Raw genomic sequence first — 24,994 nt, 5'->3', positions numbered from 1 at the left:
ACAGCGCTTGAGGATCGCCTACCCCTGATTTGAGATTTCTCCCGCGGCATACAGCAGCAACCCCTCTAGCGCGGCCTTCACCGTTTGTCGGCGAACGTCATCGCGGTTACCGGGGAAGTAGCGGCACTCGGCATTGATCGCCTCTCCGACCCCCCAGGCCAGCCATACGGTGCCCACCGGTTTCTGCGGCGAACCGCCGTCCGGCCCGGCCACACCACTGACGGCCACGGCAAAACGCGCACGGCTTTTGTCCTGAGCACCACGAACCATGGCCTCGACCACTTCACGACTGACCGCCCCCACCTGCTCGAACAGCTCGGCGGGCACATTCAGTTGCTGGGTTTTCTGACGATTGGAGTAGGTGACATAACCAGCTTCGAACCACGCCGAGCTACCCGGGACACGGGTAATGGCCTCGGCGATCCCACCGCCAGTGCAGGACTCGGCGGTACAGACGTGCGTATTGAGAATCTGCAAACGCCTGCCGAGTTCAGCGGCAAGCTGGGTGATTTCGTCCATGGTCCTCTCCTGATCAGGCTGGCGTGAGACCTACCGTACACGAGCGTATCGCGCTTGCAAGACGCCTGGTCGGTCAAAATGTTAATGAGCGATAGCTCTGAACACATCCTTGCGGGCTGGGCTCGTAGTCATTGCCCCTGGTCTGCCAATCCATTGGTTCTGGAAACTGAACGCCATCTAGTGATCCTGACTGGAATCACGCGGTGGTACTTCACAGACCCCCGATGCGCTTGGCGGCCCACCGCTCGTAAAGTCCGATGGCCGCAGATTGCACAAATTCAATTATTTATGCACAACAAATGCATCAAAGCATCGAGACCTGCATGGACAAAGGCTCAGGCGGTTTTCTACAGACGAAAATAAGCCCGCTCAATGCGGGCTCTATCTGGAAGAGGTGAGGTTAACGGGCGTACATGCCCCACCAGAAGACGTGAACAAGGTCGCCGTCGACGATATCGCCAATCGCGCATTTAGCGGCATTGACCCCGACCGTGGCGCCATCACGCAGCACCGGCAGCATACTGTTGCCGCGGACGGTCACGCACTTGGCCTGGTCGAACTGCACACCATTGTGCCGCAGGCTCCGCTTGCCGAAACGCAGGCTGGCTTTCTCGCTTTCCTCGATGACGAATCTTCCTGATCCAGCAGCCAATTCAACCTCGCGAAGAAAGGGAATCGACACCTCGTCGTCTTCGACGGGGGTATCGTCATCCCACGGACTTATGTCCTTGAGTTCTGAATGCAACTCGTCGCGCTGGGGCTTTGGCGGGGGCAACATCCGCACGCCCGCGCAATTGATCGGTGCTCACGCGAAAATACTCGGCGATCCGCGAGATGTGCTTATCCGAAGGATCGACAATCTTGCCGCTGAGAATGCGTGAAAGCGTGGATTGAGGCACACCGGCTCGACGATGAAGCTCCATGGCGGAGATCCCGTGGTAACCTTGCGCCCATCGCGAAAAAGCCGGGCCGCAGGGCCCCAATTTTGCCCCTCATTTTTAACGAATCGCTCTAAGCCACTGATGAATAAAGCTATTTCAGACTTGTCCAGCCACACGCCGATGATGCAGCAATATTGGCGGTTGAAGAACCAGCACCCCGACCAGTTGATGTTCTATCGCATGGGTGACTTCTACGAGATTTTCTACGAAGACGCGAAGAAAGCCGCCAGGTTGCTGGACATCACCCTGACCGCGCGCGGGCAGTCGGCAGGACAAGCGATTCCGATGTGCGGGATTCCTTACCACGCGGCCGAAGGTTATTTGGCGAAACTGGTAAAGCTCGGCGAGTCGGTGGTGATCTGTGAGCAAGTCGGCGATCCGGCGACCAGCAAAGGTCCGGTGGACCGGCAGGTTGTGCGGATCATTACTCCGGGCACGGTCAGCGATGAAGCACTGCTCGATGAGCGCAGGGACAACCTGATCGCGGCGGTGCTGGGTGACGAGCGCTTGTTCGGTCTGGCCGTGCTGGACATCACCAGCGGTAACTTCACGGTTCTGGAAATCAAAGGCTGGGAAAACCTGCTGGCGGAGCTGGAGCGCGTCAACCCGGTCGAACTGATGATCCCGGATGATTGGCCAAAGGATCTACCGGCCGAAAAGCGCCGTGGTGTACGTCGCCGCGCGCCGTGGGATTTCGAGCGCGACTCGGCGCTCAAAAGCCTCTGCCAACAATTCTCCACCCAGGACCTGAAGGGTTTTGGCTGCGAGAACCTGACCCTGGCCATCGGTGCCGCGGGTTGCCTGCTCAGCTACGCCAAAGAAACCCAGCGCACTGCCTTGCCGCACTTGCGCAGCCTGCGCCACGAACGCCTTGACGACACTGTCGTACTGGACGGCGCGAGCCGCCGCAATCTGGAACTGGATACCAACCTCGCCGGCGGACGCGACAACACCCTGCAATCGGTGGTCGACCGTTGCCAGACCGCCATGGGCAGCCGCCTGTTGACGCGCTGGCTGAACCGTCCGCTGCGTGACTTGCAGGTATTGCTGGCCCGCCAGACCTCGATCACCTGCCTGCTGGACGGCTATCGCTTTGAAAAGCTGCAACCGCAGCTCAAGGAAATCGGCGATATCGAACGGATCCTCGCCCGTATCGGCCTGCGTAACGCCCGTCCTCGGGACCTGGCGCGCCTGCGCGATGCCTTGGGTGCCTTGCCGGAACTGCAAGTGGCCATGAGCGAACTTGAGGGCCCCCACCTCAAGCAACTGGCCGTGACCACCAGCACCTATCCAGAACTCGCGGCCCTGCTGGAAAAAGCCATCATCGACAACCCGCCTGCGGTGATCCGTGACGGCGGCGTGTTGAAAACCGGTTACGACGCCGAGCTGGATGAACTGCAATCGCTGAGCGAAAACGCCGGGCAGTTCCTGATCGACCTCGAAGCCCGTGAAAAAGCCCGTACGGGCCTTGCCAACCTGAAAGTCGGCTACAACCGGATTCACGGCTATTTCATCGAATTGCCGAGCAAACAGGCCGAACAGGCACCGGCTGACTACATTCGCCGCCAGACCCTCAAAGGTGCCGAGCGCTTCATCACCCCGGAGCTCAAGGCCTTTGAAGACAAAGCCTTGTCCGCCAAGAGCCGCGCACTGGCCCGCGAGAAGATGCTCTACGAAGCCCTGCTCGAGAACCTGATCGGCCGCCTGCCGCCGTTGCAAGACACTGCTGCGGCATTGGCCGAGCTGGACGTGCTGAGCAACCTGGCTGAACGCGCACTGAACCTGGACCTGAACTGCCCACGCTTCGTCAGCGAGCCTTGCATGCGCATCACTCAGGGTCGTCACCCGGTGGTCGAACAAGTGCTGAGCACGCCGTTCGTGGCCAACGATCTGAGTCTGGATGACAGCACCCGGATGCTGGTGATCACCGGTCCGAACATGGGCGGTAAATCCACTTACATGCGACAAACCGCATTGATCGTGTTGCTGGCGCATATCGGCAGCTTTGTGCCGGCCGCCAGTTGCGAGTTGTCACTGGTTGACCGCATCTTCACCCGTATCGGCTCCAGCGATGACTTGGCTGGCGGGCGTTCGACCTTTATGGTCGAAATGAGCGAAACGGCGAACATCTTGCACAACGCCACCGAGCGCAGCCTGGTGTTGATGGATGAAGTCGGTCGCGGCACCAGTACCTTTGACGGTCTGTCCCTGGCCTGGGCGGCAGCCGAGCGATTGGCTCATCTGCGCGCCTACACGTTGTTCGCCACCCACTACTTCGAGCTGACGGTATTGCCGGAAAGCCAGCCGCTGGTGGCCAACGTCCACCTCAACGCCACAGAGCATAACGAGCGCATCGTATTCCTCCACCATGTACTGCCTGGCCCTGCCAGCCAGAGCTACGGGCTGGCGGTTGCGCAACTGGCCGGCGTACCGAGCGAGGTGATAGTACGTGCTCGCGAGCACTTGAGCCGGCTGGAAACCACCAGCCTGCCCCACGAAGTGCCAGCGCCTGCCAAAGGCAAACCCGCAGCGCCGCAGCAGAGCGATATGTTCGCCAGCCTGCCCCATCCGGTGCTGGATGAGCTGGCCAAACTCGATCTGGATGACATGACCCCGCGTAGAGCGCTCGAAATGCTCTATACATTAAAGACACGGATATAGAGTCTGTTGACGTTTGGTGGCGAGCCGCCACCAAACGTCAACAGCCCCTAACGCAGATGCCTGCAAGCTGTTAGAATCTCGCGCGGTTTGGGATGCTGCCGGCTTAGCCTGCCTGCAGACTATCGCTCCCAAACCTGGCGACCCCACCGTGAAGGGGCGCAGCAAGCCGCGCCTGAGGAGAGAATTAGAAATGACCTTCGTCGTCACCGACAACTGCATCAAGTGCAAGTACACCGACTGCGTAGAAGTCTGTCCGGTGGACTGCTTTTACGAAGGCCCGAACTTCCTGGTGATTCACCCGGATGAGTGCATTGACTGCGCACTTTGTGAGCCAGAATGCCCTGCTGTGGCCATTTTTTCCGAAGATGAAGTCCCGGAAGAGATGCAGGAATTCATTCAGTTGAACGTTGAACTGGCCGAAATCTGGCCAAACATCACTGAGAAAAAAGAATCGCTGCCGGACGCTGAAGAGTGGGATGGCGTGAAGGGCAAGATCAAAGACCTCGAACGCTGATAATCATCGCGCTCCCGAAAAGGCCCCTCGTGGGCTTTTTTGCTTTTCGGGGTTTGCCTGATGTCTGTCAGCTATGCGTCGCGGCTTAAAAAATCGGCGGCCCGAACCTGCGGCAGCTACAGACAGGCAAAAAAAGGGGCGGTATTACCCGCCCACATTTTTTCCCTAGTCCTTGTGTTCCTTTTCATCATCCTGATGAACCGCTTCCTGCGATGTCCTTGACCATCATCCTTGATGGTTGTGTCTATCCGTTGACACAGCACTGATAGTAGAGGGTTCCCCAGCAAGAGCAATCACACAGCCCGGGGGAAATGGTGAGTAAACCACCACCAAGCTGTCAGAAAAATCTCTTTAAAATCAATAGAATAGAAAAAAACAACAACGCTAATGGATGTCTGCCCTGAAGCAAAAAAACCGAACACTTACGAAAGAGTAGGCCAAGGCTTACACCAGCAAAAGACTAAACCTGAAACACCGACAGGACGCTGCTCTGCCCATCAACTCTCTCGCAAATAAAAGCCCCGAACCAGTCGGGGCTTTTATTTGCGAGCTAATGCGTTCCAGCTACTGGAACAGCGACTCACTCGACAGGCCGTTCTTCTCAAGAATTTCTCGAAGGCGCTTGAGGCCTTCAACCTGAATCTGTCTGACCCGCTCGCGGGTCAGGCCAATCTCCAGGCCAACATCTTCCAGAGTGCTGCTCTCATGGCCGCGCAACCCGAAGCGGCGTATCACCACTTCTCGCTGTTTGTCAGTTAGTTCCGAGAGCCACTGATCAATGCTTTGCGACAGATCATCGTCCTGGAGCAACTCGCAAGGGTCGGTTGGACGGTCATCAGTCAGGGTGTCCAGCAGGGTTTTATCCGAATCCGGACCCAGTGAGACGTCGACCGAAGAAACCCGCTCATTGAGGCCCAGCATGCGCTTGACCTCACCTACCGGCTTTTCCAGCAGGTTGGCGATTTCTTCAGGGGAAGGTTCATGATCGAGCTTTTGAGTCAGCTCACGTGCTGCCCGCAGGTAGACGTTGAGCTCTTTGACCACATGGATCGGCAACCGGATGGTCCGGGTCTGATTCATGATCGCGCGCTCGATGGTCTGACGAATCCACCAGGTTGCGTAGGTCGAAAAGCGGAAGCCGCGTTCCGGATCAAACTTTTCCACTGCGCGGATCAAGCCGAGGTTGCCCTCTTCGATCAGGTCCAGCAGCGACAGCCCACGATTGACATACCGTCGGGCGATTTTCACCACCAGCCGCAGGTTGCTTTCAATCATGCGCTTACGCCCGGCCGGATCGCCACTCTGCGACAAACGCGCAAAATGAACTTCCTCTTCCGGGGAGAGCAATGGGGAAAAGCCGATTTCATTGAGATACAACTGGGTCGCATCGAGCGCCCGCGTGTAATCAATGTATTTATGTTGCTTTAGTGAAGCGGAGTGTTTGGATTTGGCACGAACTGAAGGTGCAGCAAATCCTTCATTCGACATCGAATCCATAGCGACGCCGGCCTCCATCAGGAGAACCTCATCGTCGATGTCAAACTCCGGCACTTCTTTACTGAGAGCCATTGTTATAGTCCTTTGGTGAGTTCGACCTCAAGCTCAAGCGACGCCTTTATCCTTGGCAACGCTGGAGCCTGTTCCTTCTACGTGAGGGAACAGGCTGGTAACCGATCAACGACGTGGCAGGAATTGCAGCGGATCTACAGGTTTACCCTGACGGCGAATCTCAAAGTGCAGTTTCACCCGGTCCGTACCAGTTGACCCCATTTCGGCAATTGCCTGTCCGACTTTGACCTGCTGCCCCTCCCGAACCAACAGCCTACGGTTGTGGCCGTAAGCACTTACGTAGGTATCGCTGTGTTTGATAATGACTAACTCGCCGTAGCCCCGCAAGCCACTCCCGGCGTAAACAACCGTCCCATCAGACGCAGCTAAAACAGGCTGTCCCAAATCTCCGGCGATATCAATGCCTTTATTCAAACTGCCGTTTGAAGAGAATTTCCCGATCAAAATGCCGCTCGAAGGCCACCCCCAACCGGTCGGCGCAGGCCCTGCCGGCGGTAGCGGAGCCGGTGCCGGCTTGCTCTCGACACTGGCTGCAGTACCGGCTGTGGTGCCGGCTACAGCGCCTGCCGGACGCCTGATTACCGTGGTTTTAAGGGAAGAGGATGGTGTTGAATCCTGTTTTGTAACAACGGTGGTCGGCGTGGAACCTGAACGGCCGTCAAAGCGAATCGTCTGACCCGGATGAATTGTATAAGGCTCAGCAATATTGTTGCGTGCCGCCAGGGCTTTGTAGTCCCAACCATAGCGAAAAGCGATCGAGAACAATGTATCGCCACGGCGAACGACATACTGGCCAGTGGTCACGACCGGCCGCTGGGCCACTGCATTATTACCGTCGACTACCCGCACGCCGTCCGAAGGTTTGCTGGAGCACGCAACCAACGTGGAACTCAAGACAAGGCCAATCACCAGTCGCTGAAAGCTTGTTATACCCATACGCTGCGCAATGACTGTGAGACTCACCCGCCGCTCCCTATGTGGTGGCTGATAATAAAGATTGCCTGTTCAGGCCTGGAATGTCGCCAGTATAACCGGCCGTTCATTCTTTACCGCTGGCAAAGCGAAATCGAGAGAAGGACACAACTGCTGACCGACGTTCAATAGTGTTTATATGAATAGCCCGCTGTAAGACAAACGCTATCAAGCAGAATTCACCGCGATTAAACAAAAGCTCAAGCCAATGGACCGTTGAGTAAAGGCACAAAGCGTACAGCGTCCAGAACTTGCCGAGAGAAACCCTGCTCTTCACGAATGATCAGCATCAGATGTTGATCCTCACCCGCGCCGACCGGAATCACCAAGCGCCCGCCGGGAGCCAGCTGATCGAGCAAGGCCTGAGGGACATCGGTGGCAACAGCGGTAACAATGATGCCGTTGTACGGCGCCAGTGCCGGCCAGCCTTCCCAGCCATCGCCCCAGCGGAACACTACATTACGCAGGTTCAATTCGACCAGGCGCTCCTTGGCGCGATCTTGCAGCACTTTGATCCGTTCGACCGAGAACACACGCTCAACCAGTTGCGACAGGACCGCCGTCTGATAACCGGACCCGGTGCCTATCTCCAGAACTTTGTCCAATGGACCTGCCGCCAACAACAGCTCGCTCATGCGAGCCACCATATAGGGCTGGGAAATTGTCTGGTTATGGCCGATCGGCAACGCGGTGTCTTCATAGGCGCGGTGCGCCAGTGCCTCATCGACGAATAGATGACGCGGGGTACGGCGGATCACTTCCAATACCTGGGCGTTGGACAGTCCCTCCTCGTACAACCGCTGGATCAAGCGCTCGCGAGTTCGTTGAGAGGTCATACCGATACCTCGACGCAACAGGTCGTCTTGTTCACGCCCCATTAACGCAACCCCTCCAGCCAGCCATCGAGACTACTGAAGGCATCATTGAAGGTGCGATCGAGCTGCAACGGGGTGATCGAAACATAACCTTGCATCACCGCATGAAAGTCAGTGCCCGGGCCGCCGTCTTCGGCATCGCCTGCCGCCGCAATCCAATAACCGGACTTGCCTCGCGGGTCGACCACTTTCATCGGCGCCGCAGCACGGGCGCGATGGCCCAGACGGGTCAGCTGGATGCCACGTATGTGATCGAGCGGCAGATTGGGGATATTCACATTCAGCACAGTACGTGGTGGCAAATCCAGTTGGGCATGAGCCTCTACCAGTTTGCGCGCGAAGTACGCAGCGGTCGACAGGTTCTCGACCTGACGCGACACCAGCGAAAAGGCGAAGGATGGCCGATCCAGAAAACGCCCTTCCAGCGCGGCGGCGACGGTACCGGAATACAGCACATCGTCACCCAGGTTGGCACCCAGGTTGATCCCGGAAACCACCATGTCCGGCTCGCGCTCCAACAGACCATTGAGGCCCAGATGAACACAATCGGTGGGGGTTCCGTTGATGCTGATAAAGCCGTTTGCCAGGGTTTGCGGGTGCAACGGACGATCGAGTGTCAGCGAGCTGCTGGCGCCGCTTTTGTCTTGGTCCGGGGCGATAACCACGCACTCGGTGTAATCCGCCAGCGCAGCATAAAGCGCGGCGAGACCGGGTGCTGTTACCCCATCGTCGTTAGATATCAGAATACGCATGGGCTGTCCGTCTGCCCCACCGGCACCAGATCGACGAGTTCGCGCACCAATACAGTGGCGAAGCATCCGGCCGGCAGGACGAATTCCAGTTGCAGAATGTCAGGCTCGGGATAATGCCACGTCAACCCGCCAATGGGCAGCCGCAGGATGCGACGTTCATGGCTCATTCCGGCTTTAATCAACCAATCGCGCAGATCGGCTTCGCGGGCAGCGACTTCTTGCTCAAGAACATGAGTGGCGCCGCTCGCCGGTGACTCCCCCTCGCCCCACTGTGGCCCTGTCGGGTGCAGATCAAGGATCGCCAGACGCGGGTCGCTGCATTCCGCTTCGCCTGCCGGGAAAAAGCTGCGGCTATCGGTGAACGCGAGCAAATCGCCAATCTGCGCTCGCTGCCAACTGCCATCGGCGACACGGGCAGCCAGCACCTGATTGAACAGATAACTGCGGGCGGTCGAGAGTAAACGCGAGCGCACATTGCGCTGTTCCGGCAGGGCCTTGCGAGCGGCCCAGTCACGGGCATCGACCACATTGCCGCCCTGATGGCCGAAGCGCTGGGCACCGAAATAATTTGGAATGCCCTGCCTGGCGATCAGTTGCAGGCGCTCGTCGATAGCCGCCTTGTCCCCCACCAGTTCAGTCAAACGCAGGGTAAAACCGTTGGCCGCGTGGGCCCCGCGTTGCAACTTGCGTTTATGCCGAGTGCTTTTCAGAATTTTCAGCGTGTCGTTTTCTGCCGCCGACAGATCGGGGTCGGCCTTGCCCGGCAATTGCAGGCTGAACCACTGTCGGGTCAGCGCCTGGCGATCCTTCAACCCCGCGTAACTCACGGTGCGAAGCGGTACACCCGCAGCCTTGGCAATGCGCCGGGCCGCGTCTTCGGTGTTCAGGCCGCGCTTTTCCACCCATAACCACAGGTGTTCACCGTCGCCGCTCAAGGGAATATCCAGTACTTCGTCGACCTGAAAGTCTTCAGCGGTGGCTTTCAGTACCGCCGTTCCCAGTGCTTCGCCATAGGCACGCGGGCCGAGCAATTGCAGTTCGTTCATGCGCGCAGCAACAAGGCAACGGAGTGCACGGCAATGCCTTCTTCGCGACCGACAAAGCCGAGCTTTTCGGTGGTGGTAGCTTTCACGTTCACTTGATCCAACTCAACTTGAAGATCCGCGGCAATCAGCGCGCGCATCGATTCTATATGCGGGGCCATTTTTGGCGCCTGGGCAACGATGGTGTTATCGACATTACCGACCTTCCAGCCCTTGGCGTGGATCAGTGCGACAACGTGACGCAACAGTACGCGGCTGTCAGCACCTTTGAATTGCGGGTCGGTGTCCGGGAAGTGTTTACCGATATCACCCAGCGCCGCCGCGCCGAGCAAGGCATCGCTCAACGAGTGCAGCAAGACGTCGCCGTCGGAATGGGCGAGCAGCCCGAAGCTGTGTGCAATTCGCACGCCGCCCAGAGTGATGAAATCGCCTTCAGCGAAACGGTGCACATCATAGCCGTGGCCAATACGCATAAAAAAACGCCCCGATTTAGTCAGGGCGTGATTCTACCTGCTTTGGCGGACATTAGGCGCCTAGAGCGTGTGCGTGATGTCGCAAGTGATCATCGATGAAGCTGGCGATGAAGAAATAGCTGTGGTCGTAGCCTGGTTGCAGACGCAAGGTCAGCGGATGGCCGGCAAGTTTCGCCGCCTGCTGTAGCGCTTCGGGCTTGAGCTGAGTGGCCAGAAAGTCATCTCGATCCCCCTGATCCACCAGTAACGGCAGCTTTTCACTGGCCTCGGCGATCAGCACACTGGCATCCCATTCGCGCCATTTCGAGCGCTCCTCACCCAGATAGCGGGAAAACGCCTTCTGCCCCCAAGGGCAATCCATCGGATTGTTGATCGGCGCAAAAGCCGACACCGACTGATAACGCCCAGGGTTGCGCAACGCACACACCAAGGCACCGTGGCCACCCATGGAGTGACCACTGATTCCACGCTTGTCGGACGCCGGGAAATGCGCCTCGACCAGTGCCGGCAACTCCTGCACCACGTAGTCATGCATCCGATAATGCCTGGCCCAAGGTTCCTGCGTGGCATTCAGATAAAAGCCCGCACCCAGTCCAAAATCCCAGGCGCCATCCGGATCACCCGGCACATCGACGCCGCGCGGACTGGTATCCGGTGCGACGATGATCAGACCAAGCTCGGCCGCCATGCGCATGGCACCAGCCTTGTGCATGAAGTTCTCGTCGGTGCAGGTCAATCCCGACAACCAGTACAACACCGGCAGATTGCCGCCATGCTCCGCTTGCGGCGGCAGGTACACGGCAAACACCATGTCGCAGCCCAGTACTTCGGAATGATGTTTGTAGCGTTTATGCCAGCCACCGAAGCTCTTCTGGCATGAGAGGTTCTCCAGACTCATGACCGACCTCAGAAATGGATGACAGAGCGGATGCTTTTGCCTTCATGCATCAGGTCGAATGCCTTGTTGATGTCTTCCAGACCCATCGTGTGGGTAATGAAAGTGTCCAACGGGATTTCGCCGGTCTGGGCCATTTCGACGTAGCTTGGCAACTCAGTGCGACCGCGCACGCCACCGAACGCCGAACCGCGCCAGACGCGGCCGGTTACCAGTTGGAACGGACGGGTGGAAATCTCTTGGCCAGCACCGGCAACGCCGATGATCACCGACTCACCCCAGCCTTTGTGGCAACATTCCAATGCAGCGCGCATCAGTTGCACGTTGCCGATGCACTCGAAGGAAAAGTCCACACCGCCATCGGTCATGTCGACGATAACGTCCTGAATCGGGCGATCGAAGTCTTTCGGGTTCACACAATCGGTGGCGCCCAACTGCTTGGCGATTTCGAACTTGGCCGGGTTGATGTCGATGGCGATGATTCGCCCGGCTTTGGCTTTGACCGCACCGATGACCGCTGAAAGGCCAATGCCACCTAGACCGAAGATTGCCACGGTGTCGCCCGGTTTGACCTTGGCGGTGTTGATGACAGCGCCGATCCCCGTGGTGACGCCACAGCCCAGCAGGCAGACTTTTTCCAGTGGTGCGTCTTTAGGGATCTTCGCGACAGAGATTTCCGGCAACACCGTGTATTCGGAGAAGGTCGACGTACCCATGTAGTGGAAAATCGGCTGACCTTTGTAGGAGAAGCGCGTTGTGCCGTCTGGCATCAGGCCTTTGCCCTGGGTCGCACGGATGGCTTGGCAGAGGTTGGTTTTGCCTGACTTGCAGAATTTGCACTGGCCGCATTCCGGTGTGTACAGCGGAATCACGTGATCGCCCACCGCTACCGAAGTCACACCCTCGCCGATGGCCTCGACAATCGCGCCACCTTCGTGGCCGAGGATCGACGGGAATATGCCTTCCGGGTCGGCACCCGACAGGGTGTAGGCGTCGGTATGGCAAACGCCGGACGCGACCACACGCAACAGGACTTCACCGGCCTTGGGCATGGCGACATCGACTTCAACGATCTCGAGGGGTTTCTTGGCCTCGAAGGCAACGGCGGCGCGCGACTTGATCATCCTGACTCTCCAGCGAATAAAAACGAGACAGGGAGTGTAAAACACCGCCAAGCGATGAATAATCCAGCCAAAAGCAAAACATTATTGCTGCACAGGGATAATCCTCATGTCCGAGAACCGCTGGGAAGGCATCGATGAGTTCGTCGCCGTCGCTGAATGCAACCAGTTCACGGCTGCCGCCGAACGCCTTGGGGTTTCGTCTTCGCACATCAGTCGACAAATCGTACGACTCGAAGAGCGCCTGCAAACCCGCCTGCTCTACCGCAGTACCCGCCGGGTGACGCTGACCGAAGCCGGGCAAACTTTCCTGCAACACTGCCAACGCTTGCAGGACGGACGCGAAGAAGCCTTACGCGCAGTCGGCGACCTGACCAGCGAGCCCAAAGGCATGCTGCGCATGACCTGCGCGGTGGCGTATGGCGAGCGCTTTATCGTGCCGCTGGTGACCAGCTTCATGGGGCTTTATCCGCAATTGCGGGTCGATATCGAATTGAGCAACCGCCCGCTCGATCTGGTGCACGAAGGTCTGGATCTGGCGATTCGGCTTGGCCGCCTGCAAGACTCACGACTGGTAGCCACGCGCCTGGCACCACGGCGCATGTACTTGTGTGCCTCGCCGTCCTATCTGGAACGTTATGGTCGTCCGCACAGTTTGTCCGAGCTGAGCCGACACAACTGTTTGATCGGCAGCTCGGACATCTGGCAACTGGAGCAGGGCGGGAGAGAGTTTTCCCAGCGGGTACAGGGCAATTGGCGCTGCAACAGTGGGCAAGCGGTGCTGGACGCTGCGCTACAAGGCGTTGGGTTGTGTCAGCTGCCGGACTATTATGTGCTGGAACACCTGAAAAGCGGCGCACTGGTGTCGTTGCTGGATGCTCATCAACCACCGAACACCGCCGTCTGGGCGTTGTATCCGCAGCAACGGCATCTGTCGCCGAAGGTGCGCAAGCTGGTGGATTATCTGAAGGAGGGACTGGCCAAACGGCCGGAGTATCTGGAGTAGTTGCAACTCCGCCCGTAGCAGCAGGCTTCGCCAGCTGCTACGAAAAGCACTTCTACCGGCGATTCGCCCAGCGCAGGCGTAGCCACTCCAGGTCTTCGGGACGGGTGACCTTGATATTGTCCGAGCGACCTTCAATCAGGCGTGGGGCCAAACCTGCCCACTCCATGGCCGAGGCCTCGTCGGTGATCACCACGTCAGCCACCAGGCTGTCAGCCAAGGCCCGATGCAATGCGCCGAGACGGAACATCTGTGGTGTATAGGCTTGCCAGATCAAACTGCGATCAACGGTTTCAACCACCCGCCCCTGTTTGTCGACACGTTTCAGGGTGTCGCGCGCTGGCACAGCCAATAGCCCGCCAACAGGATCATCCGCGAGCTCAATCAGCAGCTTGTCCAAATCATCGCGAGAAAGATTCGGTCGCGCGGCATCGTGGACCAACACCCAGTCCTCGTCGGCAGCGCCTTGTGCATGCAAATGCAGCAACGCGTTGAGTACCGAGCCCGAGCGCTCCTGACCGCCATCCACCCGCTGAATTCGCGGATCATGGGCGCAAGCCAGAGTCGGCCAATAGGGGTCATCAATAGCAAGACTGACCACCAGCCCCTTCAAGGCGGGATGGTCGAGGAAACAGCCGAGGCTGTGTTCGAGAATTGTGCGCCCACCCAGTTGCAAATATTGCTTGGGGCGGTCCGCAGCCATACGGGCACCAACGCCCGCGGCAGGAATCACGGCCCAGAAGGCCGGTAGCGTCTGAATCATTGGGCCAACTGGTAGAGGGTTTCACCCTCCTTGACCATGCCCAACTCATGGCGAGCCCGCTCTTCAACGGTCTCCATACCTTTTTTCAACTCAAGGACTTCGGCATCCAGAACGCGGTTACGCTCCAGCAGTGCCTCGTTTTCGGCGTGCTGGTCAGCAATTTGCTGGGTCAGCTCGGCGACCTGCGCCAGACTGCCATTCCCCACCCACAGGCGGTACTGCAGGCCAGCCAGCAGCAAGAGCAAGACGAGGAACAACCAATTGGGACTGCGCATCGAATATCGGGTTTCCAGTGAAAAAAGACAGCCATGCCAACAATTTTGAATCGACCAATAGCACGAAGCCTGGAAGAACCAGGCTCGTACTCTAAGACGTCAGATTAGTGGCAAAAAAGCCGCTGTAGCGTTCTTTCCGACACAATCTGGTGTCTTTTTACCATCTAGTGTCCCGCCTCACAAACACGCTCATCTTTTGACGAGTGGCTGTAGTCGTCAGGTAACGCTGCATGAAGGCAACAGACGCCGTCAAAAAGGAGCAGCTATTTGCGAGGCAGGATACTTCAGCTTAGCCGCGAAACTCGCTGCGGCCGTTGTACTTGGCCTTGGCGCCCAGTTGCTCTTCGATGCGCAGCAATTGGTTGTACTTGGAAACACGGTCGGAACGGCACAGCGAACCGGTTTTGATCTGGCCAGCCGAGGTGCCCACAGCCAGGTCGGCAATGGTCGAATCTTCGGTTTCGCCGGAACGGTGCGAGATCACCGCAGTGTAACCAGCAGCCTTGGCCATCTGGATGGCTTCCAGGGTTTCGGTCAGGGTGCCGATCTGGTTGAACTTGATCAGGATCGAGTTGGCGATCTTCTTGTCGATGCCCTCTTTCAGGATCTTGGTGTTGGTCACGAACAGGTCGTCGCCGACCAGTTGAACCTTGTCGCCGATCTTGTCGGTAAGGATTTTCCAGCCATCCCAGTCGGACTCATCCAGGCCATCTTCGATGGAGATGATCGGATAACGGCTGGCCAGACCGGCCAGGTAGTCAGCGAAACCGGCAGCATCGAACACCTGGCCTTCGCCAGCCAGATCGTACTTGCCATTTTCGTAGAACTCGCTGGCAGCGCAATCCAGAGCCAGGGTGACGTCGGTGCCCAGCTTGTAACCAGCGTTGGCCACAGCTTCGGAGATCACTTTCAAAGCGTCTTCGTTGGACGCCAGGTTCGGCGCGAAACCACCTTCGTCACCGACGGCGGTGCTCAGGCCACGAGCCTTCAGCACAGCTTTGAGGTGATGGAAAATCTCGGTGCCCATGCGCAGGCCATCGGCGAAAGTCTTGGCGCCAACCGGCTGAACCATGAATTCCTGGATGTCGACGTTGTTATCGGCGTGCTCGCCACCGTTGATGATGTTCATCATCGGAACCGGCATCGAGTAAACACCCGGGGTGCCGTTCAGGTTGGCGATGTGCGCATACAGAGGCAGGTCCTGGTCCTGTGCTGCTGCCTTGGCCGCGGCCAGGGAAACGGCGAGGATCGCATTGGCGCCCAGGGTTGCCTTGTTTTCGGTACCGTCCAGCGCGATCATCGCGCGGTCCAGTGCCTGCTGGTCAACCGGATCCTTACCCAGCAACAGGTCACGAATCGGACCGTTGATGTTGGCTACAGCCTTGAGCACACCCTTGCCCAGGTAACGGCTCTTGTCGCCATCACGCAGCTCGAGTGCTTCACGCGAGCCAGTGGAAGCACCGGACGGCGCGCATGCACTGCCGATGATGCCGTTATCGAGAAGCACATCCGCTTCGACGGTGGGATTGCCACGGGAGTCGAGAACTTCACGACCTTTGATGTCGACGATTTTTGCCATTGTTGTAAACACTCCAAAGTTGACTAGAACGCTGTGGGAGCATGGCTTGCCAGCGAAGGAGCCCACAAGGACACCATCGCCGGCAAGCCGTACTCCTACAAGAGCAGTGCGGCCCGCAGGCCAGAGCGATAAATCGAGCGGTACTTTACCGGAGAAATCAGGTTTACGCGGTTTCTACTGTCGGAAAACTCTTCACTAGTTCATCCAGAGCCTTGAGCTGGGCCAGGAATGGCTCCAGCTTGTCCAGACGCAAGGCGCAAGGGCCATCGCATTTGGCGTTGTCCGGATCTGGATGCGCTTCGAGGAACAAGCCAGCCAACGACTGACTCATGCCAGCCTTGGCCAGATCAGTGACCTGGGCGCGACGACCACCGGCGGAATCGGAGCGACCGCCAGGCATTTGCAGCGCGTGGGTCACATCGAAAAATACCGGGTATTCGAACTGCTTCATGATGCCGAAGCCGAGCATGTCCACAACTAGGTTGTTGTAGCCGAAACTCGAACCGCGCTCACAGAGGATCAACTGATCGTTACCCGCCTCTACACACTTGCTCAGAATGTGTTTCATTTCATGAGGGGCGAGAAACTGGGCTTTCTTGATGTTGATCACCGCGCCGGTCTTGGCCATGGCCACCACCAGATCGGTCTGCCGCGACAGGAAGGCTGGCAGCTGGATGATGTCGCAGACTTCGGCGACCACCGCAGCCTGTTCAGGCTCGTGGACGTCAGTAATGATCGGCACACCGAACGCCTGTTTAACGTCCTGGAAAATCCGCATCCCCTCTTCCAGGCCCGGGCCACGATAAGAGGTCACGGACGAGCGGTTAGCCTTGTCGAAGCTGGCCTTGAACACGTAAGGGATACCGAGTTTTTCAGTAACCCGCACGTACTCTTCACAGACCTGCATAGCCATGTCGCGGCTTTCCAGCACGTTCATGCCGCCGAACAGCACCATCGGCTTATCGTTGGCGATCTCGATGTTGCCTACGCGGATGATTTTCTGCGCCATGCGTTTTATCTCCGGGCTCAAGCTTTCTTCTGATGCTGAACCAAAGCAGCCTTGACGAAGCCGCTGAACAACGGGTGACCGTCGCGCGGTGTCGAGGTGAACTCAGGGTGGAACTGGCACGCGACGAACCATGGGTGATCCGGTGCTTCAACCACTTCAACCAACGCGCCATCACCGGAACGACCGGAGATTTTCAGGCCGGCTTCCATCAGGCTCGGCAGCAGCTTGTTGTTCACTTCATAACGATGACGATGACGCTCGACGATGACGTCCTTGGCATAGCAGTCATGGACCAGGGACCCGGCTTCCAGCAGGCAATCCTGAGCGCCGAGACGCATGGTGCCACCCAGATCGGAGGTTTCGGTGCGGGTTTCGACTGCGCCGGTGGCGTCTTCCCACTCGGTGATCAAGCCAACGACCGGGTGACCGCTGTTGCGATCGAATTCAGTGGAGTTGGCGTCTTTCCAGCCCAGCACGTTACGAGCGAACTCGATCACGGCCACCTGCATACCGAGGCAGATACCCAGGTAAGGAATCTTGTTTTCGCGAGCGAATTGAACGGCGGTGATCTTGCCTTCCACGCCACGCAGACCGAAACCGCCTGGCACCAGAATCGCATCGACGCCATCAAGCAGCGCAGTGCCCTGGTTCTCGATGTCTTCGGAATCGATGTAACGCAGGTTGACCTTGGTGCGGTTGCTGATACCGGCGTGACTCATCGCTTCGATCAGCGACTTGTAGGCGTCCAGCAGCTCCATGTACTTGCCGACCATGGCGATGGTGACTTCGTGCTCCGGGTTGAGCTTGGCGTCAACCACGGCTTCCCACTCGGACAGATCGGCACCAGCACATTGCAGGCCGAAACGCTCGACGACGAAATCATCCAGGCCCTGGGAGTGCAGAATGCCCGGGATCTTGTAGATGGTGTCGGCGTCTTCCAGCGCGATGACCGCACGTTCTTCAACGTTGGTGAACTGCGCGATCTTGCGGCGCGAAGAGATATCGATCGGGTGGTCGGAACGGCACACCAGCACGTCTGGCTGCAAGCCAATGGAACGCAGCTCCTTGACCGAATGCTGAGTAGGCTTGGTTTTGGTTTCACCGGCAGTGGCGATGTACGGTACCAGCGTCAGGTGCATCAGCATCGCGCGTTTGGCGCCAACTTCGAAACGCAATTGACGGATCGCTTCGAGGAACGGTTGGGATTCGATGTCACCCACGGTGCCACCGATCTCGACCATGGCCACGTCGGCATCGCCGGCGCCCTTGATGATCCGGCGCTTGATCTCGTCGGTGATGTGCGGAATCACCTGGATCGTTGCGCCCAGATAATCACCACGGCGCTCCTTGCGCAGGACGTGTTCGTAGACACGGCCGGTGGTGAAGTTGTTGTTCTGGGTCATGGTCGTGCGGATGAACCGCTCGTAGTGGCCCAAGTCCAGGTCGGTTTCGGCGCCGTCGTGGGTGACGAACACTTCACCGTGCTGGAACGGGCTCATGGTGCCCGGATCAACGTTGATGTAGGGGTCCAGTTTGAGCATGGTGACCTTAAGTCCCCGCGCCTCCAGGATGGCTGCCAATGAAGCCGAGGCAATGCCTTTCCCCAATGAAGAAACAACACCGCCCGTGACGAAGATGTAGCGCGTCATGAAAAACCCTAGAAGTCTGCGTTAAAGCGGTCAGAGCCGCCGGGGAAAGCGAAGGAAGGCCGAAGCCCCCGATCACCTGCATTAATTACAGTGCATCTTTCGAAAAATTGCTGCGTTGGAACAGATCGGCACAGAACACCGATACGGTACGCGCTACACATTTTTTTGAGAATCGCCCAGCAAAGACTGCTTGGTAATCGGCAACTCCTGCAATTCATGGGAATCCACAGAAGTTGTATCAAGAAGGGAGCGTAGTCTACCGGAAAGCCCCTTTCAGCTCAAACCTTGATCGCTCGTCGGTGGCAGCCAATGCAATTGCCAACATTCATGGGCACTTGCGCTCAGTCCAGGGAGGTTCGCAACCGCTAGTAATTGCTCACCGCGGTACACCAGCGGCAATCTGCCACGGGCGAACAATGGCAGGCGGCTTTCGTTGAGCAAGCGCTTCAGGTCCCGGTGACCACGCCCCGGCAGGTGCATGACTTCACCGCCCCGACGGTAATGAACGTGTAATGGCCCTTCGGGGATTTGACCACTGAATCTCAGCCTACCGTTATCGGGCAACAGCAAAGCCGAGGCCGCATCCGTCCAGATCGGAGCCGGTTCCGGAGCTCGCAGCCAACTGCCAGACAGCCACCAGATTCGCCCTGCGGCCCGATGCAACTCTCCGTCTGCCAGACACCAGATGGGCCTTGCATCGCCCGCAGCGTCGCGCAAGGCCTGCCAGCCCGACCAGTGGTCGCTATCAGGCAAAAGGGTCCACGCGGCCAGCCAGTGACTCAAGGCATTGCGCTGGCGAGCCAACGACAGATTTTCCAGGGGGGCCAACGCCAGCGACGGTAATCCCAGCCAATCGAACTCGCTGACAGTGCAGGCATTAGCGAGATCCATTTCAGCCAGCTCATCGAGCAGCCCTTGCGCCTCACTCAGATGCGCAGCACTGCGAGCGATGGTCGTCACCGCCTGTGGCCAGCGCTCGGTCAGTACCGGGAACACCTGATGGCGCAAATAATTGCGGGAGAACTGCCGATCATCATTCGAGGGATCTTCGATCCAGTTCAACTGATGTTCAGCGGCATAAGCCTCCAACTCGGCCCGCGACACATGGAGCAGTGGTCGCAGCAAATGTCCGTGCCCCAGCGGGCGCTGTTCGGGCATCGCCGACAACCCTCTCACCCCTGCCCCACGCAACAAACGGAAAAGCAGTGTTTCAGCCTGATCGTCGCGGTGCTGAGCGGTCAACAGCAATTCATTGGCCCCGGTCGCCGCGATGAAGGCGCCATAACGCGCATCCCGGGCGGCACGCTCAAGACTGGCGCCGGGCCGGACCTCGACGCGAATCACCTGCAGCGGCACGCCCAACGCATCACAGACCGACTGACAATGTTCCGGCCACGCATCGGCCACAGCCTGAAGGCCGTGATGGACATGGATGGCAGAGAGTGTCGGCAGGGATTCGGTTTTAGCGAGTTGCACGAGCAGATGCAGCAGAACGGTGGAGTCGAGTCCGCCGGAGAAGGCGATGCGCCAGGTCGAGGCGTTGCGCCAGGGGGCAAGTTGCTTGAGAAGTGTTGCGCAAAGAGTCATGAACGCACCAAAACCTGTAGGAGCCGAGCTTGCTCGCGATGAACGATAACGCGATCAGTCAGATTGACCGAGGCGCCTCTATCGCGGGCAAGCCGGATCGCCGCACCGCTCGCTCCTACAGTAGATCAGCGTCAAATCAGAGACCGTAGCTCATCAGACGCTCGTAGCGACGAGCCAACAGCTTGTCGTTATCCAGCTTCTTCAACATCGCCAGTTGCGAGCTGAGTTCGGCACGGATCGACGCTGCTGCGCCAGCCGGATCACGGTGCGCACCACCCAGCGGCTCATTGATAACCTTGTCGACAATACCCAGGCCTTTGAGGCGCTCGGCAGTAATGCCCATGGCTTCAGCCGCATCCGGTGCCTTCTCGGCAGTTTTCCACAGAATCGAAGCGCAACCTTCCGGAGAGATAACCGCGTAAGTCGAGTATTGCAGCATGTTCAGCTGATCGCAGACACCGATCGCCAGCGCACCACCGGAACCGCCCTCACCGATCACGGTGGCAATGATTGGGGTTTTCAGGCGTGCCATGACGCGCAGGTTCCAGGCAATCGCTTCGCTCTGGTTGCGCTCTTCAGCGTCGATGCCAGGGTATGCGCCCGGAGTGTCGATGAAGGTCAGGATCGGCATCTTGAAGCGTTCGGCCATTTCCATCAGACGGCAGGCCTTACGATAGCCTTCCGGACGTGGCATGCCAAAGTTGCGGCGAACTTTCTCGCGCACTTCGCGGCCTTTCTGGTGACCGATGATCATCACCGGCTGGTCGTCCAGACGGGCAACACCACCGACAATGGCAGCATCGTCGGAGAAGTGCCGATCGCCGTGCAGCTCATCGAACTCGGTGAAAATGTGTTCGATGTAGTCGAGGGTATACGGGCGACGCGGGTGACGCGCCAGGCGCGCGATCTGCCAGCTGGTCAGCTTGCCGAAGATGTCCTCGGTCAGTGTGCTGCTTTTGTCTTGCAGACGAGAGATTTCATCGCCGATATTCAGCGAATTGTCATTACCGACCAAGCGCAACTCTTCGATCTTGGCTTGCAGGTCGGCGATCGGCTGTTCGAAATCAAGAAAATTCGGGTTCATAGGCGTCCGTCTTGGGTCGACGTCCAAGAGAGCTTGGGCCGGCCAGTTGTCTATTCGCGCCCTACCTTAAGGGAGAGGCGCGTTCAGGTCGAGATTAAAAATTTGGTCGAGATCAGGGCGTGCTCAAATGACAAAGAGCGGCACCTCACCGTCAACGGTATTGGAGGAAGACGTTGTCTCGCCCGAACTGGTCACGCAGGGCTTGAATCAAGCTGTCTGCCGGGTCTATTCGCCAGGTTTCGCCAAACTGCAGCAACGCCCTGGCGTCCGGGCCGGTGTACTCCACGGTAATCGGGCACGCCCCGCGATGACGCTTGAACAACTCGCCCAGCCAACGAAGCCGATCACCTTTCAAGGCCTCGGTGTGCACCTTCAGGCGCAGGCTTTCGGCCAGGTTGGTGCGAGCATCTTCCATGCTCATTACCCGCTTGACTCGCAGGCGCAGGCCGCCGGAGAAGTCGTCGTTGCTGACTTCACCTTCGACCACCACCATCGCATCGGTCTGCAACAAGGACTGTGCCGAGTGGAACGCCTCGGCAAACAGCGACGCTTCGATGCGCGCCGAGCGATCGTCGAGGGTAATGAAACCCATCTTGTCGCCCTTTTTGTTCTTCATCACCCGCAGTGCGATGATCATGCCCGCGACCGTCTGCGTATCCCGAGCCGGCTTCAGGTCGATGATGCGCTGACGGGCAAAGCGTCGGATTTCACCCTCGTATTCATCGATCGGGTGACCGGTGAGGTACAGGCCGAGGGTTTCCTTCTCCCCGCGCAGACGATCCTTGAGCGTCAATTCCTTGGCCTTGCGGTGGCTGGCGTAGACGTCGGCGTCTTCTTCGACGAACAGGCCGCCAAACAGGTCCGCATGACCGCTGTCATGGGTGCGAGCGGTTTGTTCGGCGGCCTTGATCGCCTCCTCCATTGCCGCCAGCAATACCGCACGGTTCTGGTCGATGCCGGCCTGATAGGCTTTCGGCTCGTCATGGAAGTACGGACCGAGGCGATCCAGCGCGCCGCTGCGGATCAAACCGTCCAGCGTGCGCTTGTTGATGCGTTTGAGGTCAACCCGGGCGCAGAAATCGAACAGGTCCTTGAACGGCCCCTCCTGACGCGCCTCGGTGATGGCTTCCACCGGACCTTCACCAACACCCTTGATCGCACCGAGGCCGTAAACGATGCGGCCTTCGTCGTTCACCGTAAACTTGAATTCGGAGGTATTCACATCCGGCGCGTCGAGGCGCAGCTTCATGGTGCGCACTTCTTCGATCAAGGTCACGACCTTGTCGGTGTTGTGCATATCCGCAGAAAGTACCGCGGCCATGAACGGTGCCGGATAGTGAGTCTTCAGCCATGCCGTCTGGTACGAGACCAGCCCATAGGCGGCCGAGTGGGATTTGTTGAAGCCATAACCGGCAAATTTCTCTACCAGGTCGAAGATGTTACCGGCAAGGTCGGCATCGATATTATTGGTCGCACAACCTTCAATGAAACCGCCGCGCTGCTTGGCCATTTCCTCGGGCTTTTTCTTACCCATGGCTCGACGCAGCATGTCCGCACCACCGAGGGTGTAACCGGCCATGACCTGCGCAATCTGCATCACCTGTTCCTGATACAGGATGATGCCGTAGGTCGGCGCCAATACTGGCTTCAAGCCTTCGTACTGGTAATCGGAGTGCGGGTAGGCGAGTTCGGCGCGACCGTGCTTGCGGTTGATGAAGTCATCCACCATGCCCGATTGCAGCGGACCCGGACGGAACAACGCCACCAGTGCGATCAAGTCTTCCAGGCAGTCGGGCTTGAGCTTTTTGATCAGCTCTTTCATGCCGCGCGATTCGAGCTGGAACACCGCAGTGGTTTCAGCTTTTTGCAGCAGCGTGTAGGTCGGCTTGTCGTCCAGCGGAATAAACGCAATATCCAGCGGCGGCTCGTTGACCTTGGCGCGGTCGCGGTTGATGGTTTTCAGCGCCCAATCGATGATGGTCAGGGTCCGCAGCCCCAGGAAGTCGAACTTCACCAGACCGGCGGCCTCGACGTCGTCCTTGTCGAACTGGGTTACCAGACCGTCGCCTTCCTCATCGCAATAGATCGGCGAGAAGTCGGTGAGTTTGGTCGGTGCGATAACCACGCCACCGGCGTGCTTGCCCACGTTACGCACAACACCTTCAAGCTTGCGCGCCATCTCCCAGATTTCCGCGGCTTCTTCATCGATCTTGATGAAGTCCCGGAGGATTTCTTCCTGCTCGTAGGCTTTTTCCAGGGTCATGCCGACTTCGAAGGGAATCATCTTCGACAGCCGATCCGCCAAGCCGTAGGACTTGCCTTGCACCCGTGCCACGTCACGAATCACAGCTTTCGCCGCCATGGAGCCGAAGGTAATGATCTGGCTTACCGCGTTGCGACCATATTTCTCGGCCACATATTCAATTACGCGATCACGACCATCCATGCAGAAGTCGACGTCGAAGTCGGGCATGGAAACTCGTTCCGGGTTAAGGAACCGCTCGAACAGCAGGTCATATTCCAACGGGTCAAGGTCGGTGATCTTCTGCACGTAGGCCACCAGCGATCCGGCACCTGACCCTCGACCCGGACCGACCGGCACACCGTTACTCTTGGCCCACTGGATAAAGTCCATAACGATCAGGAAGTAACCGGGGAAACCCATCTGGATGATGATATCCAGCTCGAAATTCAACCGGTCGACGTAGACCTGGCGCTTGGCCTCATAATCTTCGGTAGTGTCCTTGGGCAGCAGGACGGACAACCGCTCCTCCAGGCCGTCGAACGAGACCTTGCGGAAATACTCATCGATGGTCATGCCATCGGGAATCGGGAAGTTGGGCAGGAAGTGCTTGCCCAGCTTCACTTCGATGTTGCAGCGTTTGGCGATCTCGACCGAGTTTTCCAGCGCTTCAGGCAAGTCGCTGAACAACTCAGCCATTTCATCGGCGCTTTTGAGGTACTGCTGGTCGCTGTAGTTCTTCGAACGGCGCGGATCGTCGAGGGCGCGGCCTTCGCCGATGCAGACGCGGGTTTCGTGGGCTTCGAAGTCTTCGCGCTTGAGGAAGCGCACGTCGTTGGTTGCCACCAATGGCGCGCCGATCTTCTCGGCCAGGGCGACGGCACCGTGCAGTTGCTCTTCGTCATTCGGGCGATTGGTGCGCTGTACTTCCAGATAGAAACGATCCGGGAACACCGCCATCCATTCACGGGCCAGCGTCTCCGCCTCATCCGGATTGCCGCCAAGCAGAGCAATACCGATCTCGCCCTCCTTCGCCGCCGACAGCATGATCAAGCCTTCGCTGGCCTCGGCCACCCACTCGCGCTCGATGATGATCTGGCCATTGCGCTGACCATCGATAAAGCCGCGGGAGATCAACTCGGTGAGATTGCGATAACCGACGCCATTCATTGCCAACAGGCTAATGCGGCTGAGCGGGTTTTCAGGATCCTTGTTCGACAGCCACAGGTCAGCACCGCAGATCGGCTTGATCCCGGCGCCCATGGCTGCCTTGTAAAACTTGACCAGGGAACACATGTTGTTCTGGTCGGTGACTGCCACGGCAGGCATGTTCATGCCGACCAGCGTCTTGACCAGCGGTTTGATCCGCACCAGACCGTCGACCAGGGAATATTCAGTGTGCAGGCGTAGGTGAACGAATGAAGCCGGCATAGTGATCCTGTCATAAGCGTGAAGACAACAAGGCCCG

20 protein-coding genes and 1 pseudogene are annotated in these 24,994 nt (G+C 58.2%); 3 read left to right on the top strand and 18 right to left on the bottom strand.

Features of this window, described 5'->3' with window-relative positions; genetic code table 11:
* Positions 1 to 18 precede the first annotated feature (18 nt).
* Both AC07VR_RS01760 and AC07VR_RS01755 read right to left on the bottom strand, forming a co-directional pair.
* Positions 19 to 519: a CinA family protein gene (locus AC07VR_RS01760; RefSeq protein WP_495010320.1), complete on the bottom strand. Its 501-nt coding sequence runs from the start codon at positions 517 to 519 to the stop codon at positions 19 to 21.
* 400 nt (positions 520 to 919) lie between these two features.
* Positions 920 to 1,418: pseudogene (locus AC07VR_RS01755) on the bottom strand (LexA family transcriptional regulator).
* Positions 1,419 to 1,553: 135 nt separating this feature from the next.
* Between AC07VR_RS01755 and mutS the strand changes: the two are divergent.
* Together mutS and fdxA are read left to right on the top strand one after the other, a co-directional pair.
* Positions 1,554 to 4,121, top strand: coding sequence for a DNA mismatch repair protein MutS (mutS, locus tag AC07VR_RS01750; protein WP_494992770.1), 2,568 nt, complete (start codon positions 1,554 to 1,556; stop codon positions 4,119 to 4,121).
* A 190-nt stretch (positions 4,122 to 4,311) separates the two neighbouring features.
* A complete protein-coding gene (gene fdxA, locus AC07VR_RS01745; RefSeq protein ID WP_007908827.1) occupies positions 4,312 to 4,635 on the top strand; it encodes a ferredoxin FdxA in 324 nt (107 codons plus the stop codon).
* Between the two features lie 564 nt (positions 4,636 to 5,199).
* Here the strand turns inward: fdxA and rpoS are convergent.
* From rpoS to AC07VR_RS01705, 8 genes are all read right to left on the bottom strand, one after another.
* Positions 5,200 to 6,204: an RNA polymerase sigma factor RpoS gene (gene rpoS / locus AC07VR_RS01740; protein WP_494992581.1), complete on the bottom strand. Its 1,005-nt coding sequence runs from the start codon at positions 6,202 to 6,204 to the stop codon at positions 5,200 to 5,202.
* Positions 6,205 to 6,309: 105 nt separating this feature from the next.
* Positions 6,310 to 7,167 (bottom strand): peptidoglycan DD-metalloendopeptidase family protein, encoded by an 858-nt coding sequence (locus tag AC07VR_RS01735; RefSeq protein ID WP_494992580.1) that lies wholly within the window; start codon positions 7,165 to 7,167, stop codon positions 6,310 to 6,312.
* 209 nt (positions 7,168 to 7,376) lie between these two features.
* On the bottom strand, positions 7,377 to 8,012 hold the full coding sequence (locus AC07VR_RS01730) for a protein-L-isoaspartate(D-aspartate) O-methyltransferase (RefSeq protein WP_494992579.1): 636 nt from the start codon (positions 8,010 to 8,012) through the stop codon (positions 7,377 to 7,379).
* A gap of 41 nt (positions 8,013 to 8,053) precedes the next feature.
* The gene (gene surE / locus AC07VR_RS01725; RefSeq protein ID WP_494992578.1) at positions 8,054 to 8,803 is read right to left on the bottom strand and encodes a 5'/3'-nucleotidase SurE; all 750 of its coding nucleotides are present in this window, start codon (positions 8,801 to 8,803) and stop codon (positions 8,054 to 8,056) included.
* Complete coding sequence (truD, locus tag AC07VR_RS01720; RefSeq protein ID WP_495010319.1) at positions 8,791 to 9,849, bottom strand: tRNA pseudouridine(13) synthase TruD; 1,059 nt, start codon at positions 9,847 to 9,849, stop codon at positions 8,791 to 8,793. The genes surE and truD overlap by 13 nt, the downstream gene beginning before the upstream one ends.
* A complete protein-coding gene (gene ispF, locus AC07VR_RS01715; RefSeq protein WP_071551620.1) occupies positions 9,846 to 10,319 on the bottom strand; it encodes a 2-C-methyl-D-erythritol 2,4-cyclodiphosphate synthase in 474 nt (157 codons plus the stop codon). The genes truD and ispF overlap by 4 nt, the downstream gene beginning before the upstream one ends.
* Before the next feature lie 52 nt (positions 10,320 to 10,371).
* A complete protein-coding gene (fghA, locus tag AC07VR_RS01710) occupies positions 10,372 to 11,217 on the bottom strand; it encodes an S-formylglutathione hydrolase (protein ID WP_495010318.1) in 846 nt (281 codons plus the stop codon).
* Positions 11,218 to 11,225: 8 nt separating this feature from the next.
* Positions 11,226 to 12,338, bottom strand: a complete 1,113-nt coding sequence (locus AC07VR_RS01705; protein ID WP_495010317.1) for an S-(hydroxymethyl)glutathione dehydrogenase/class III alcohol dehydrogenase — start codon at positions 12,336 to 12,338, stop codon at positions 11,226 to 11,228.
* Between the two features lie 106 nt (positions 12,339 to 12,444).
* Between AC07VR_RS01705 and AC07VR_RS01700 the strand changes: the two genes are divergently transcribed.
* Positions 12,445 to 13,341 (top strand): LysR substrate-binding domain-containing protein, encoded by an 897-nt coding sequence (locus AC07VR_RS01700; protein WP_494992574.1) that lies wholly within the window; start codon positions 12,445 to 12,447, stop codon positions 13,339 to 13,341.
* A 52-nt stretch (positions 13,342 to 13,393) separates the two neighbouring features.
* Here AC07VR_RS01700 and ispD read toward each other — a convergent pair whose 3' ends face one another.
* The 8 genes from ispD to dnaE form a co-directional block, all read right to left on the bottom strand.
* Complete coding sequence (gene ispD, locus AC07VR_RS01695; protein WP_494992573.1) at positions 13,394 to 14,101, bottom strand: 2-C-methyl-D-erythritol 4-phosphate cytidylyltransferase; 708 nt, start codon at positions 14,099 to 14,101, stop codon at positions 13,394 to 13,396.
* Positions 14,098 to 14,376 carry a cell division protein FtsB gene (gene ftsB, locus AC07VR_RS01690; protein WP_494992572.1) on the bottom strand — a complete coding sequence of 93 codons (279 nt, stop codon included), beginning with the start codon at positions 14,374 to 14,376 and terminating at the stop codon, positions 14,098 to 14,100. The genes ispD and ftsB overlap by 4 nt, the downstream gene beginning before the upstream one ends.
* Positions 14,377 to 14,665: 289 nt before the next feature.
* A complete protein-coding gene (eno, locus tag AC07VR_RS01685) occupies positions 14,666 to 15,955 on the bottom strand; it encodes a phosphopyruvate hydratase (RefSeq protein ID WP_494992571.1) in 1,290 nt (429 codons plus the stop codon).
* Between the two features lie 163 nt (positions 15,956 to 16,118).
* Positions 16,119 to 16,964, bottom strand: coding sequence for a 3-deoxy-8-phosphooctulonate synthase (gene kdsA / locus AC07VR_RS01680; protein WP_494992570.1), 846 nt, complete (start codon positions 16,962 to 16,964; stop codon positions 16,119 to 16,121).
* A 17-nt stretch (positions 16,965 to 16,981) separates the two neighbouring features.
* Entirely contained in the window at positions 16,982 to 18,613 is a 1,632-nt protein-coding gene (pyrG, locus tag AC07VR_RS01675; RefSeq protein ID WP_494992569.1) for a CTP synthase, read from the bottom strand.
* Positions 18,614 to 18,886: 273 nt separating this feature from the next.
* Entirely contained in the window at positions 18,887 to 20,200 is a 1,314-nt protein-coding gene (tilS, locus tag AC07VR_RS01670; RefSeq protein WP_495010316.1) for a tRNA lysidine(34) synthetase TilS, read from the bottom strand.
* A gap of 136 nt (positions 20,201 to 20,336) precedes the next feature.
* Positions 20,337 to 21,284, bottom strand: coding sequence for an acetyl-CoA carboxylase carboxyltransferase subunit alpha (locus AC07VR_RS01665; protein WP_494992567.1), 948 nt, complete (start codon positions 21,282 to 21,284; stop codon positions 20,337 to 20,339).
* A gap of 151 nt (positions 21,285 to 21,435) precedes the next feature.
* The gene (gene dnaE, locus AC07VR_RS01660) at positions 21,436 to 24,957 is read right to left on the bottom strand and encodes a DNA polymerase III subunit alpha (protein ID WP_494992566.1); all 3,522 of its coding nucleotides are present in this window, start codon (positions 24,955 to 24,957) and stop codon (positions 21,436 to 21,438) included.
* Positions 24,958 to 24,994 lie beyond the last annotated feature (37 nt).

The sequence above is a fragment of the Pseudomonas sp. GW821-FHT02H09 genome (genome assembly GCF_059421425.1).
Note: the sequence above shows the minus strand (reverse complement) of the source record. Positions and strands in the feature narration are given on the sequence as shown.